The sequence below is a fragment of the Acidovorax sp. LjRoot204 genome, from assembly GCF_056175785.1.
The window spans coordinates 1-13211 of sequence record NZ_JBGFFF010000123.1; the positions used below are offsets into that span (position 1 = coordinate 1).

The 13211-nt window shown below is 62.1% G+C and carries 12 protein-coding genes and 1 pseudogene; 8 read left to right on the forward strand and 5 right to left on the reverse strand.

Annotation, left to right across the window (positions count from 1 at the left end; all coding sequences use genetic code 11):
- From AC04MI_RS18545 to AC04MI_RS18565, 5 genes and pseudogenes are all read left to right on the forward strand, one after another.
- Positions 1-141: pseudogene (locus AC04MI_RS18545) on the forward strand (ribosome maturation factor RimM); the annotation flags it as partial.
- A gap of 24 nt (positions 142-165) precedes the next feature.
- On the forward strand, positions 166-924 hold the full coding sequence (gene trmD / locus AC04MI_RS18550; protein ID WP_436078078.1) for a tRNA (guanosine(37)-N1)-methyltransferase TrmD: 759 nt from the start codon (positions 166-168) through the stop codon (positions 922-924).
- A 128-nt stretch (positions 925-1052) separates the two neighbouring features.
- The gene (gene rplS / locus AC04MI_RS18555) at positions 1053-1436 is read left to right on the forward strand and encodes a 50S ribosomal protein L19 (protein ID WP_476498377.1); all 384 of its coding nucleotides are present in this window, start codon (positions 1053-1055) and stop codon (positions 1434-1436) included.
- 90 nt (positions 1437-1526) lie between these two features.
- A complete protein-coding gene (locus AC04MI_RS18560; RefSeq protein WP_476498378.1) occupies positions 1527-2249 on the forward strand; it encodes a CoA pyrophosphatase in 723 nt (240 codons plus the stop codon).
- Positions 2250-2436: 187 nt separating this feature from the next.
- A complete protein-coding gene (locus AC04MI_RS18565) occupies positions 2437-3423 on the forward strand; it encodes a CobD/CbiB family protein (RefSeq protein WP_436075608.1) in 987 nt (328 codons plus the stop codon).
- A gap of 49 nt (positions 3424-3472) precedes the next feature.
- Here the strand turns inward: AC04MI_RS18565 and rsgA are convergent, their stop codons facing one another.
- From rsgA to AC04MI_RS18580, 3 genes are read right to left on the reverse strand one after another with little or no spacing between them, the layout of a single operon-like run.
- Positions 3473-4417 carry a ribosome small subunit-dependent GTPase A gene (gene rsgA, locus AC04MI_RS18570; protein ID WP_476498379.1) on the reverse strand — a complete coding sequence of 315 codons (945 nt, stop codon included), beginning with the start codon at positions 4415-4417 and terminating at the stop codon, positions 3473-3475.
- 12 nt (positions 4418-4429) lie between these two features.
- Entirely contained in the window at positions 4430-4768 is a 339-nt protein-coding gene (locus tag AC04MI_RS18575) for a 4a-hydroxytetrahydrobiopterin dehydratase (protein WP_436075606.1), read from the reverse strand.
- On the reverse strand, positions 4765-6072 hold the full coding sequence (locus tag AC04MI_RS18580) for a M48 family metallopeptidase (protein ID WP_288852412.1): 1308 nt from the start codon (positions 6070-6072) through the stop codon (positions 4765-4767). The genes AC04MI_RS18575 and AC04MI_RS18580 overlap by 4 nt, the downstream gene beginning before the upstream one ends.
- A 37-nt stretch (positions 6073-6109) precedes the next feature.
- Here AC04MI_RS18580 and orn point away from each other — a divergent pair, with 37 nt between their 5' ends.
- The 3 genes from orn (at position 6110) to AC04MI_RS18595 (ending at position 10568) form a co-directional block, all read left to right on the forward strand.
- Positions 6110-6703, forward strand: a complete 594-nt coding sequence (gene orn, locus AC04MI_RS18585; RefSeq protein ID WP_056062110.1) for an oligoribonuclease — start codon at positions 6110-6112, stop codon at positions 6701-6703.
- 390 nt (positions 6704-7093) lie between these two features.
- Positions 7094-8962: a DEAD/DEAH box helicase gene (locus AC04MI_RS18590; protein WP_116749221.1), complete on the forward strand. Its 1869-nt coding sequence runs from the start codon at positions 7094-7096 to the stop codon at positions 8960-8962.
- 136 nt (positions 8963-9098) lie between these two features.
- A complete protein-coding gene (locus AC04MI_RS18595) occupies positions 9099-10568 on the forward strand; it encodes a sensor domain-containing diguanylate cyclase (RefSeq protein WP_395455861.1) in 1470 nt (489 codons plus the stop codon).
- Positions 10569-10583: 15 nt separating this feature from the next.
- Here AC04MI_RS18595 and AC04MI_RS18600 read toward each other — a convergent pair whose 3' ends face one another.
- Both AC04MI_RS18600 and bcsG read right to left on the reverse strand, forming a co-directional pair.
- Positions 10584-11816 (reverse strand): multidrug effflux MFS transporter, encoded by a 1233-nt coding sequence (locus AC04MI_RS18600; RefSeq protein ID WP_476498380.1) that lies wholly within the window; start codon positions 11814-11816, stop codon positions 10584-10586.
- A 175-nt stretch (positions 11817-11991) separates the two neighbouring features.
- On the reverse strand, positions 11992-13211 hold a 1220-nt coding region (bcsG, locus tag AC04MI_RS18605; protein WP_476498381.1), incomplete at its 5' end, for a cellulose biosynthesis protein BcsG.

Sequence of the window (13211 nt, forward strand, 5' to 3'; positions counted from 1 at the left end):
GGTCCACAGACCGTGCTGGTGCTGGCCTATGAGCAGGACGGCAAGGCACAGGAGCGCATGATTCCGTTTGTCTCGGCCTTCGTGGACAAGGTGGATCTGGCCGAAAAACGCATCACCGTGGACTGGCAGCCCGACTACTGACCGCGCCGTCACGAGCCGCGCCCTATGCGCTTTGACATCATCACCCTCTTTCCCGAGCTGTTCGCGCCCTTCCTGGCGAGCGGTGTGACCCGGCGTGCCTATGCCAGCGGCCAGGTCGATGTGCGCCTGTGGAACCCGCGCGACTACGCCGACGGCAACTACCGCCGGGTGGATGACCGCCCGTTTGGCGGTGGCCCAGGCATGGTGATGATGGCTGAGCCCTTGGCGCGGTGCCTTGCGGCCATCCGGGCAGAGCGTGGTGAGCCCAAGGGCGGCGAGGCGCCGCTGGTTCTTTTTTCCCCCATTGGCGAGTCGCTGAACCACGCCGCCGTGGAGCGCTGGTCTGCCAGCGAGGGGGCCGTGTTGCTGTGTGGACGCTATGAAGGCATAGACCAGCGGTTCATTGACACCCATGTGAATGTTCAGATGAGCCTGGGCGACTTCGTGCTCTCGGGCGGCGAGATTGCCGCCATGGCGCTGCTGGACGCCGTGGCGCGCCTGCAGCCCGGGGTGCTCAACGACGAGGGCAGCCACCAGCTCGACAGCTTCAATCCCGCGCTCGATGGCCTGCTGGACTGCCCGCATTACACGAGGCCCGAAGAGTGGGCAGGGCAGCAGGTGCCTTCGGCCCTCATGTCGGGTCACCATGCGCAGATCGAGCGCTGGCGGCGTGATCAGCGCCTGGCCACCACGGCCCGCCACCGGCCTGATCTCATCGATGCCGCGCGCAAAGCGGGGCGTTTGGCACCCGCCGATGAAGCCGTATTGGCCAAGCTCGGCTGAATTGCTATAATCAAAGGCTTTTCGATCCTCTGGCCGGCCGTTTTGACTGGGAGTTCTCCCGCAAAACACTGAGACGTCAATCCCGACGCAGCCATTTTTGGCGCGGACAAGATCACTAGGAAACTCACATGAACCTGATCCAGACCCTGGAAGCGGAAGAAATTGCCCGCTTGAACAAGACCATCCCCGAATTCGCCCCTGGTGACACCGTCATCGTGAGCGTGAACGTGGTGGAAGGTACCCGCAAGCGTGTGCAGGCTTACGAAGGCGTGGTGATTGCCAAGCGCAATCGCGGCCTGAACAGCGGCTTCACCGTGCGCAAGATCTCCAGCGGCGAAGGCGTGGAGCGTACGTTCCAGACCTACAGCCCGCTGATCGCCRGCATCGAAGTCAAGCGCCGCGGTGATGTGCGCCGTGCCAAGCTGTACTACCTGCGTGACCGCAGCGGCAAGTCGGCACGTATCAAGGAAAAGCTGCCTTCGCGCGTCAAGGCTGCTGCTACCGCCGCTTAATTCAAGCAAGGCGAGGGCCGGTCCTGACAAGCCGCTACAGCATCTGCCTGTAGCGGCTTTTTGTTTTTTGGTCCGTGGAACCTGCTTTTTGTGAACCCTTCTTCTCCTCCTGCTGTCTCCTCGGTCATTGCGCCTCTGTCGAGCCTGCCCGACTTTGACCCTCGCACGGTGCCGGTGGTCGGGGTGGATGCGCACCTGCCCGCCGTGCCCCTGGCTGTGCAGACGCCCGATGCGCTGCGTGCGCGTTTTGCACAGCCACCCCAGTGGGAGCCGGAGGTGGTGCTGGAAAAGAAGTTCATGAACCGCGAGCCAGCCCACGCGTCCGTGTTGCTGGCGATCGTGTTGCGCGAGCAACCCATGGTGCTGTTGACGGAGCGCACCGCACATCTGTCCACCCATTCCGGGCAGGTGGCCTTCCCGGGCGGGCGGGCTGATCCGGAAGACGCCAGTGCTGCTGAAACCGCCTTGCGCGAAGCGCAGGAGGAGGTGGGCCTGGACCGTGAGTTTGTTGAGGTGCTGGGGACCTTGCCCACCTACGTGACCGGCTCGTCATTCATCATCACCCCGGTGGTCGCCCTGGTGCAGCCGGACTGCGTGCTTCGGCCCAACCCGTATGAGGTGRCCGACCTGTTTGAGGTACCGCTGGCCTTTTTGCTCGACCCGGCTCACCATCGCCGCCATGTGTTTGACCGCGATGGCGTGCACCGCGAATGGTTCTCCATGCCCTACCAGCAAGGCGACAAGACCCATTTCATCTGGGGCGCCACGGCTGGCATGCTGCGCAATTTCTACCGGTTCATGATGGCTGAATGAAGCACCCCTGAGGCGCTTCGCGCGGACGTACCCGGTACGGTAGCGCGACCCTCACATGGAGGCTCTGGCTTCGACCATGCGGGCTTCGAGGGCTGCGGGTGGGGTCCCCGCTTCATTGGAGGATGTGTTGCTGAGGTTCGGCGGAATCACGTGCTCCCGTGGCTTGGCGCCAGTATCATTGCCCCCCATGAGTTTCTTTGCCATCCTGTTCGCTCTGCTGATCGAGCAGGCACGCCCTCTGGCTCGCAGCAATCCCATCCACGCGGGGCTGCGTGCATGGGCCTTGTCCGTGAGCCGCAATTTCGACGCGGGCAAATCGCACCACGGGTGGGTGGCGTGGAGCCTCGCGGTACTCGTTCCCGCACTGGTCACACTCGGCATCCACTGGCTGCTGCTGTGGGGTCTCGGCTGGCCGTTTGCGGTGCTCTGGAGCGTGTCGGTGCTATATGTCACGCTGGGTTTTCGGCAGTTCAGCCACCACTTCACCGGCATCCGCGATGCGCTGGAAGAGGGTGACGAAGACGCGGCGCGCGAGCGCCTCGCGCACTGGCAACAGGTGGATGTGGGCGCGCTGCCGCGCAGCGAGATCGTGCGCCATGTGATCGAGTACTCGGTGCTGGCTGCGCACCGGCATGTATTTGGGGTGTTGGCGTGGTTCTCGGTGCTGGCTGCGCTGGGTCTGGGGCCGACGGGGGCGGTGCTGTATCGCCTGGCTGAATTTGTCTCTCGCTACTGGCATTACAAGCAGCGCACGGGCGCATTGCCCGCCAGCGAGTCCTTGCAGCAGGCGTCCGCCCAGGCCTGGACTGCCATCGACTGGTTGCCTGCGCGGCTCACGGCACTGAGCTTTGCGGTGGTAGGCAGTTTTGAAGAAGCGATTGAAGGCTGGCGTTTTCATGCGCAGCGGTTTCCCAACGACAACGATGGTGTGGTTCTTGCCGCCACTGCAGGGGCCATCAATGTGCGCCTGGGCGGTGAGGCGTTGAAGGCGCGCACTGAGCTGCATGCGCCGCAGGGTCTGGAGATTGATGCCGACATGGGCGACAGCGACTCCACCCCCGGCCGCGAGCCTGAAGTAGGCCACCTTCGCAGCGTGGTGGGCCTGGTGTGGCGCTCGGTGGTGGTCTGGATGCTGCTACTGGCGCTGCTGACGCTTGCCCGGTTGCTCGGCTAGCCCGTTCACCTGTCGCGCCATCTCGCGTGGCGCCGCTGGCATACGCCGGTCAATACCGGGTGTGACTCAGCTCTTCAAATAAATCGCTATATATTTTGTAGCGAGAAGGGCTTATTCCTCCAGCGCTTTGGCCCTTTTTGACTGCATCCAGCACACCGCACCCCGGCTCRTGCARRTGGGTGCAGTTGTAGAACTTGCAGKCSKTYGCATGCTCGGCRATGTCGGGCATACAGGCTGCCAGCTGCATSGGSGCGATRTGGTKCAGSCCGAATTCCTGGAASCCYGGCGARTCGATCAGTGCCGTGGTGCGCGCCGCATCCATCCAGTACCAGTGGGTGCTGGTGGTGGTGTGTTTGCCTGAATTCAGGGCCTGCGAGATTTCTCCGGTGAGCACCGAGGCGCCCGGCACCAGCAGGTTGATCAGCGTGCTCTTGCCGGACCCCGACGGGCCCAGCACCAGCGTGGTCTTGCCCTGCAAGTGTTCCATGAGCAGGGCACGGTCCACATCGCTGGACAGTGCCAGAGATAGCGGCAGCACGCCATAGTGTTTGCCTGCGCCCATGTGCCGGTACGGCAGCAGTCGCTCCCATGCGCGGGCGAAGGGTTCGACCAGATCACTCTTGTTGAGTGCAATGATGGGTTTGATGCCCTCCGCCTCTGCAGCAATCAGTGCCCGTGATAGTTGGCTTTCGGAGAACACCGGTTCCGCCGCAATCAGGATGAGCACCTGATCGAGGTTGGCGGCGAAAGATTTGGTGCGAATCTCGTCCTGTCGGTAGAACAGGTTGCGCCGTTCCTTGACCTTTTCGATGGTGCCTTCTTCGCCTTGCCCGGGCGGCGGCGCCTGCCATAGCACATAGTCGCCAACGACGGCCTGGCTTTTTTTACCGCGGGGGTGGCAGATGCGGCGCTCCCCATCCGGGGTCTCGACCATGCAGTGGCGCCCATGGCTGGCCACCACGGTACCTTCCATGAGGGCGCTGCGTTCAGCCATGGTGGGCCCGCCTCACGGTGCGACCAGTGCGTCGAACTGGGTGGCGCACTCGAAGTCGGTGCTGGAGATGCCATGCACGTCGTGCGTGTTCAGTCGCACCACGCAGCGGTTGTAGTGCACAGACAGATCGGGGTGGTGGTCTTGCGCATTGGCGATGAACGCCAATGCGTTCACGAACGAGATCGTCTCGTAGTAATTGGCAAAGTGGTAGGTCTTCTCGATGGCGACGTTGGCGCCGTCGCCGCTGAGGCTCCAGCCCTCCAGTTTGGCGAGGTTTGCTACTATTTCTGTAGCTGTCAGGGCGCGGCGGATCAGCGTGGACCAGTCTTTTTTCTTCAACATGGTAGTCATGGGTGAGCAGGGGTTTGCATGCGCGCCAGCCGTTCTGTGGCGGGTGGATGCGAGTAGTAAAACTTCACGTAGACCGGGTCTGGAGTGAGCGTGGAGGCGTTGTCTTCGTACAGCTTGAGCAAGGCCGACGACAGGTCGGCGCCGCTGGCCTGGGCCGCGGCATACGCGTCCGCCTGGAACTCGTGGCGACGCGATTGTTGCGAAAACAGCGGCGAGATGAAGAAGGTAAATACCGGAACGACCAGCATGAAAAGCAGCAGTGCCAGCGCATCATTGGGTGCGGCGGCCATGGCCGGGTCCAGCGAGATGTTGGGCCGCACACCCAGTCCGGTGTAGAACCAGACCTGTGTGGAAAGCCAGCCCAGCAGCGCAAAGCCCGCCAGGCTGAGCGCAAACATCATCACGATGCGCTGGATGATGTGGCGGTGCTTGAAGTGGCCCAGCTCATGGGCCAGCACAGCCTCGACCTCGCCAGGTGCCAGCTGGCGCAGCAGGGTGTCGTAGAACACCACGCGCTTGGCGGCACCAAAGCCAGTGAAATAGGCATTGGCGTGGGCGCTGCGGCGGCTGCCGTCCATCACGAACAGGCCCTTGGCCGAGAAGCCGCAACGTTGCATCAGCGCAGTCACCCGGGCCTTGAGCGACTCGTCTTCAAGCGGCTGGAATTTGTTGAACAACGGTGCGATGAAGGTGGGGTAAATCACCATCAGCAGCAGGTTGAAACCCATCCAGAAGCACCAGGCCCACAGCCACCACAGCGGGCCTGCAGCGCCCATCAGCCAGAGGATCAGTGCGGCAATGGGCAGCCCGATGATGGCGCCCACCAGCAGGCCCTTGAGGGCGTCCGCCAGCCACAGGCGCCAGGTCATCTTATTGAACCCAAACCGTTCTTCCACAACAAAGGTCTGGTACAGCGACAGGGGCAGGTCGATCAGGCCGCTGATGGCAGCAAAGGCGACCAGGAATGCCATCTGCTGCCACATGCCGCCGCCCAGCACGCCAAGCAGCGCCTGGTTCAGTGCGTCCAAGCCGCCCAGCAAGGTCCAGCCCAGTAGCACGGCCGCGCCCAGCGCCATCTCCAGCATGCCCAGCCGGGCCTTGGTGATGGTGTAGTCGGCCGCCTTCTGGTGCGCCGCCAGGGCGATGCGCTCGGCAAACGGTACCGGGACCGCAGCGCGATGGCGTGCAACATGCCGGACCTGGCGCGTCGCCAGCCAGAACTTGAGGGCCAGGCCCAGCAGCAGCGCGGCTGCAAAGGCCAGGGTGAACAACAAAGAGGGGGAAATGTCGTCAGAGGTGGGCATGTGTGGCGAGTTTAGGCCATCGGCGACAATGCGCGCCATGTCAGAAGCCAACAACCCCACCCCTGCCACGCTTGCCAAATCCGACCAGAACCTGGTCTGGCTGGACTGTGAAATGACCGGCCTGGAGCCCGACACCGACCGCCTGCTGGAGATCGCCGTGGTCGTGACCGGTCCGAGCCTGGAACCCCGCGTCGAAGGCCCCGTGTTTGCCATTCACCAGCCGGATGAATTGCTGAACAAGATGGATGCCTGGAACAAAGGCACGCACGGCCGCAGCGGCCTGATCGACAAGGTGAAGGCGTCCACGGTGACGGAGGAGGAAGCGGAACAGAAGATCCTTGCTTTCCTGGCCCAGTACGTGCCCAAGGGCACTGCGCCCATGTGCGGCAACAGCATCGGTCAGGACCGGCGTTTTTTGGTGCGTTACATGCCCAAGCTCGAGCGGTTCTTTCACTACCGCAATGTGGATGTGAGCACGCTCAAGGAGCTGGCCAAGCGCTGGAAGCCCGAGGCATACACCAGTTTCAAGAAAGCGCAAAAACACACGGCCCTGGCCGATGTCCATGAGTCCATCGACGAGCTGGCGCATTACCGTCAGCACCTGTTGGCCGTGGATGTGAAAACGTCTTGAGCCACTGCTTCTCATCCCTTTTGTGAGGGGCGTGGGAGCCCTTGTGAGATCCGCTCCTTTGGTGCGGTTGTTTTACGACGACGCGGGACTGGATTCCTGGCAGTGAAGGCATTGCCACTCGCGAAAAGCGAAGTGGGGTATTGCGGGCAAACCCTTAATCGTGCAATAATCGACGGCTGCGCAGGAATCCCTCGCAGATTGTGCATCTCCCCTCACACACCGGGCTTGCCAGCCGACTGTCACCCGACAGTGCAGGACTGGCGAATAACGCCCACCCGCTCCGGCCTTCTCTGAGCCAGCGCAGGTTTCGTTTGATGGTTGATGTTTTTTAACCATTTGACGAAGCCAATCGTGGGCTGCGCCCGCGACCGTCTTCGTGAGAGAAAAATCATGACCGACACCTCTTTGGTGCAGGGCGAATTCGCGCCTGCAGACACTTCCTTTGCTGCCGACATTTCCGTGCAGTCTTCTCCCCTGGACGCCGTGGTATCAGCTGTCGAAGCCGATGCTGCTGTGACCGCTGAGCCCAATGGCTTCATCGAGCTGGGCCTGGCCCCTGAACTCGTGCAAGCCGTGGCTGATCTGGGTTACACCCAGCCCACCAGCGTGCAGCTCAAGGCAATCCCTCTGGCGATGGGCGGTGGCAACGACTCCACCAAGTTCATCGACCTCATGGTCTCCAGCCAGACGGGCAGCGGCAAGACCGCCGCCTTCCTCCTGCCTGTGCTGCACACACTGATCAACCAGCAAGCTGCTGCCGAAGCCGAAGAGCGCGCCGCTTTTGAACGCGCCGTGGCCGAAGCCGCTGCCCGTGGCGAACCTGCTCCCAAGCGCGCCAAACGCAAGGACCCTACCAGTTCGCGCAACTTCAAGGCTGCCACCCCTGGTGCCCTGATCCTGTGCCCGACCCGTGAACTGGCGCAGCAAGTCGCGCACGATGCCATCGACCTGGTCAAGCATTGCCGTGGCCTGCGTGTGGCCAACGTGGTGGGTGGCATGCCTTACCAGTTGCAAATCGCCAAACTGCAAAACGCCGACCTCGTGGTGGCGACCCCTGGCCGCCTGCTGGACCTGCAGCGCTCGATGCAAATCAAGCTCGACAAGGTGCAGTTCCTGGTCGTTGACGAAGCGGACCGTATGCTCGACCTGGGCTTCTCGGATGACCTGGCTGAACTGAACCAGCTGACCGCGCAGCGCAAGCAGACCATGATGTTCAGCGCCACATTTGCGCCCCGCATCCAGCAACTGGCCATGCGCGTGATGCACGACGGTGGTTCGTCTGTGCAGAAGGTGACCATCGATTCTCCGCAAGAGAAGCACGCCAACATCAAGCAAGTTCTATACTGGGCCGACAATGCCCAGCACAAGCGCAAGATGCTGGACCACTGGCTGCGTGACACCACGATCAACCAAGCCATTGTCTTTGCCAGCACCCAGGTGGAGTGCGATGGTTTGGCCAACGACCTACAGCAAGAAGGCTTCTCGGCCGTCGCGTTGCATGGCGCCCTGAGCCAGGGCCTGCGCAACCGCCGTTTGATGGCGCTGCGCGCTGGTCAGGTGCAGATTCTGGTTGCTACTGACGTGGCAGCACGGGGCATCGACGTGCCTACCATCACCCACGTGTTCAACTTCGGCCTGCCCATGAAGGCTGAGGATTACACCCACCGCATCGGTCGTACCGGCCGTGCGGGCCGCGATGGCCTGGCCATCACGTTTGCCGAGTTCCGCGATCGCCGCAAGATCTACGACATTGAGTCGTACAGCCGCCAGCAGTTCAAGGCCGAAGTGATTCCGGGCATGGAGCCTTCGCAGCGCGCTCCGCAGGCACCTCGCGGTGGCGATTTTGGTGGTGGCCGTGGCGCCCCGGGCCGTTCGTATGACAACCGTGATAACCAGTCGCGCGGTCGCTTCGGTGGTCCCGCACGTGGTGGCAATGATCGTGGTGGATTCGGCGGTGGCTTTGCTGGTCGTGACAACCGTGGCGCCCCTGCCCGTGGTGAAGGCGGCGGCGGTTTCGCTGGCCGTGATGACCGTGGCGGCGACCGTGGTTTTGCGCCGCGTCGTGACGGTGACGGTTATGGCCGCAAGCCTGGTTTTGGTGATACAGGCCGTGGTGGCTTTGCTCCTCGTGGCGATGCGGGTGCACCGCGCGGCGATTTCGCTCCTCGCAAGCCTGCATTTGCCAAGCCTGCCGGTGGTGGTGGCAAGCCCTTTGTGGCCCACGACGCCCGCAAGCGTCCTGCACGCCCCGCGCGCTGATTGTTGTGTGGCGCTAGCGCCGCCCTTTGTGCAAAGGCCAGTACCGTAAGGTGCTGGCCTTTTTTCATTGGGGAGGCCATTCCAGCTGCGGATGCCAACGGCGCCTCGTCAATAATGGCCGCCGGAGGAATCTGCTGTGTCGTCTTCTTTATCTTCGGGTGCGGACTTTGAGCACATGTTCGGGCTGGCGCCAGTGTCGCTCTGGTTGGAGGACTACAGTGCGCTCAAGCAGCTTTTTGAGCAGTGGCGCGCCGAAGGCGTGACCGACATCCGCCAGTTCCTGGCAGAGGACCCGGCCCGCCTGCGGGCCTGCAGTGCAGCCCTCAAGGTGCTCAAGGTGAATCAGCGCACGCTGGATCTGTTTGCCGCCGAGAGCCAGCAGGTACTGGAAGCCAATCTGGATAAGGTCTTCAGGGACGACATGCACGACGCAGTGGCGCATGAGCTGTCTCAGTTGTGGGACGGTCAGCTGGAATTTTCTAACCAGACAGTCAACTACGCGCTCGACGGACGCCGGCTGGATGTGCAGATCCGTGCGCGCATCCTGCCCGGTTACGAGGACAACTGGAGCCGTGTGCTGGTGTCGCTGGAGGATGTTACGGCCACTGTGCGTGCAGGTGCCGAGCTGCGCCGCAGCGAACGGTACGCACGCGATTTGTTCGAACATTCACCCGTGTCCTTGTGGGTGGAGGACTTCAGTGCGGTCAAGTGCCTGCTCGATGGTGTGCGTGCGCAGGGTATTGATGATTTCAAGACATTCATCCGGGTGCATCCCGAGTTCGTGACACGCTGCATGCACGAAATCCGGGTGATCGATGTGAACCAGCAGACCCTGCGGATGTTCGGCGCAGAGAGCAAAGAAATGCTGCTGAACAACATTGGTCGGGTGTTTCGCGGTGAGATGCACGAGTCCTTTGCGGAGCAATTGCTGGACCTGTGGGAGGGCAAGACCTTTCAGCAGCGCGAAGTGGTTAACTACGCACTGTCCGGGGATGCCGTGCATATCCACATGCAGTTCTCGGTGCTGGCCGATCACATGAGCGACTGGGGCCTGGTGCTCCTGTCATTGGTGGATATCACGGCACGCAAGAAGGCCGAGGCTTACCTAGAGTACCTGGGCAAGCACGATGTGCTCACGCAATTGCGCAACCGAGCCTTTTATGCAGAGGAGCTCAACCGCCTGACCCGCAAGGGCCCTTGGCCGCTGTCCATCATCGCCATCGACCTGAATGGTCTCAAGGTGGTGAACGATGAGCAAGGCCATGCGGCGGGGGACTCCATGCTGCGCCGCGTTGGCGAGGTCTTGGCCAAGGCCGTGGATGCTCCGGCCTGCGCAGCCCGCATTGGTGGTGACGAGTTCACGGTGTTGTTGCCGGGCACGGATGAGCGCGGAGCCATGGCTTTGCAGGAACGCATTTTGTCGATGCTCGAACTCAACAACCAGTTCTACCCTGGCCAGCATCTCAGCCTGGCGATGGGGATTGCCTGTTGCCAGTCTGGAGATGCGGTAGAAGCCGCGATCCATCGCGCAGACCAGGCGATGTATGCGGAGAAGAACCGCTATTACCAGCAAAAAAACGTGGACCGGCGGCAACCCAGTCCTTGATCAGTCGGGTATTGATCAGAGGTGGACCGGCGTACGCCCGATCTCGGGCCAGCGATGGTGCAGACAGATCCAGGACAGCATGCCAATGCACAACATCAGGAGTGATGACAGCGCCAGCAAAACGGTAGAGTGCATCACCAGCGGAGCGATGACGCCTGCCACCAGGCCATTGGCCGAAGAGCCGACAAACGCCTGCATGGATGAGGCCATGCCTCGGCGCTCCGGGTAGAGGTCCAGCACCAGCAGCGTCACCACCGGCACCATCAGTGCCCAGCCAAAAGAGAAGACCGCAATGGGCGCCAGAGCCCACCAGGCGTGGGGAGTGAACAGCAGATTGGCGACCAGGTTCAACACAGCCACCGAAAACATGATGACAAATCCGTGGCGGATCTGGCGCTTGGGCGGGATACGCCCTGCCAGCCGTCCACTGAGCCACGCACCGCCCATGATCCCCGAGATGGTCAGGACAAAAAACCAGAAAAACTGCGTAGGCGCCAGCGACAGGTGATCGCCAAGAAATGCTGGAGCCGAGAGAACGTACAGGAACATGCCATTGAAGGGCACGCCACTGGCCAGCGCCAGCAGCACAAAGCGCGCACTGGTGCCCAACTGCACGTAGCCGCGCATTAGATGGCGCACATGAAAGGGCTGGCGCTGCTCCACATGCAAGGTCTCTGGCAGCAGCCTGAAGTTGGCGGTCCACAAGGCCACTCCCACGAAGGTCAGGAACCAGAAAATGCTGTGCCACCCGGTGTGGACAAAGAGCCAGCCTCCGATGATGGGAGCAATCGCTGGAGCCACTCCAAAGTAGATGGTCACCTGGCTCATAACCTTCTGCGCTTGTGCTGGAGGGAACATGTCGCGGATCACCGCGCGGGAGACCACGATCCCTGCTCCCGTGGACAGGCCTTGCAGTGCCCGGAAAAAGACCAATTGCCCGATCGTTTGCGACAGCGCACACCCTGCGGAAGCGAGCGTGAACACGGCGATGCCCCACAAGATCACGGGCCTGCGCCCAAAGCTGTCCGCCAGCGCGCCRTGGAACAGGYTCATGAACGCAAAGCCGAACAGGTAGGCSGAMAGYGTCTGCTGCATTTCCACCGGTGTGGCTCCCAGCGCCGCGGCGATGCCTGAGAACGCGGGGATGTAGGTGTCGATGGAGAAAGGCCCGAGCATGCCCAGCACAGCCAGCAGGATCGCGAGCGCCCAGCGGGGTGCTTTCCAGAGCAGATGGGCTTGTGGGTTCATGGGTGGTGACAGATGGGGGTTGCGGGCACGCGAAGGACATCGCACCGCTGTGGCATCGCGGGGGATGATGCGGCGGTGCGGTTGGATTATGCGGGACGCATGCGGCAGGGTGTGGAGAAGGGGTCTGTCGCGCAGCCCCCTCGTCACGCCCCCTTGGGGCTGTAAGCCAACGCAATCAATAGTTGTAGGGAACCCATTCACCGTTCCCCGAGCGCATCACGTACTTGCCTTCCATGTTGCGCATCACGATCACATCGGCGTTCTCTGACACAAAGGGGGTGGTGACCGGGGCTGCGAGCCGCTCCGCCAACGGGCGCGAGGAGTCGGCGTAAGGGTTGTCGCGAATCAGATCGCCTAGCAAGGTGTACAAGCCCAGGTAGCTCATTGGCTGATTCACAACCACGGGCGCTGCTGGGGCGGATGCCTCGGATGGCTTCATGCCCACCAGCTTCACCGCAGCAGGGACCAGGGTGATGCGGGGGCCAGGAATCTCCCGCATGCCCGACATCTGGATTTTGTCTCCGCGCAGCGATGCGCCGTGCTCAGGGACCAGCATCACGACCACAGGGCGGCCTGCTGCCTCCAGTTCGGAGATGAACTTGTCGAAGTCGGCGAGCAGCTGTACCAGGCGGGGCTTGAATGTCTCCAGGCTGTTGCGCGAAGCCATGCCTGGCACGCGATTTCCGTCGTGCAGGGAGATGGTGTTGTAGTACAGCGCCACGGGCCCGGTGCTGCGGTCAGTGCTGCGCTTCTTCCACCATTGCGCCAACAAGGCGTGGTCGTTATAGATGGGCGAGCCGTCAAAATTCTGCATGTGCACGGGCGCGCCCTGATTGGACTGCAGCTTGCCAGCAAGGCCTCCGCGCTGCTCCAGCGCATGGGCAAACTCTTCGTACACCCCGTCGTGGTTGAGCAGTGCAGCGGTCTGGTAGCCCACTTTTTCCAGGTTGGGAAACACGTAGCACTGCGGATCAATGCCCTCGTACAGCTTGTTGTGTGGTGTTTGGCCACAGGTGCCGTGCAATACCCGCAAAGAGGCTGGCCCGCTGTAGCTGGCAGCGCTGTTGAAGTTGGTGAACAACACATCAAAACGCTTGAGGAATGGGTTGTCCCGCTGTCCTACAAAGTCCATGTCATCCCACGACAAGGAGCACACATGCAGCAGGATGATGTCGAATGCCGGGGGCGTATTGGGCGCGGTGAACTGGACGCGCCTTTGGCTTTCGCTCGCGTAAAAGCGTTGCAGCAGAGCGTCTGGCGACGTGTCCTGATTGTCGTTGGGCGCGGCGGCCGAGTTYAATCCGCTTGCTGCGGCCATGGTGGCCTGGGGCGTAGCCGCCTGCTCCTGCAGGGCCGCTACCACCGGTACGCTCAACAACGCCAGCAATGCAAACG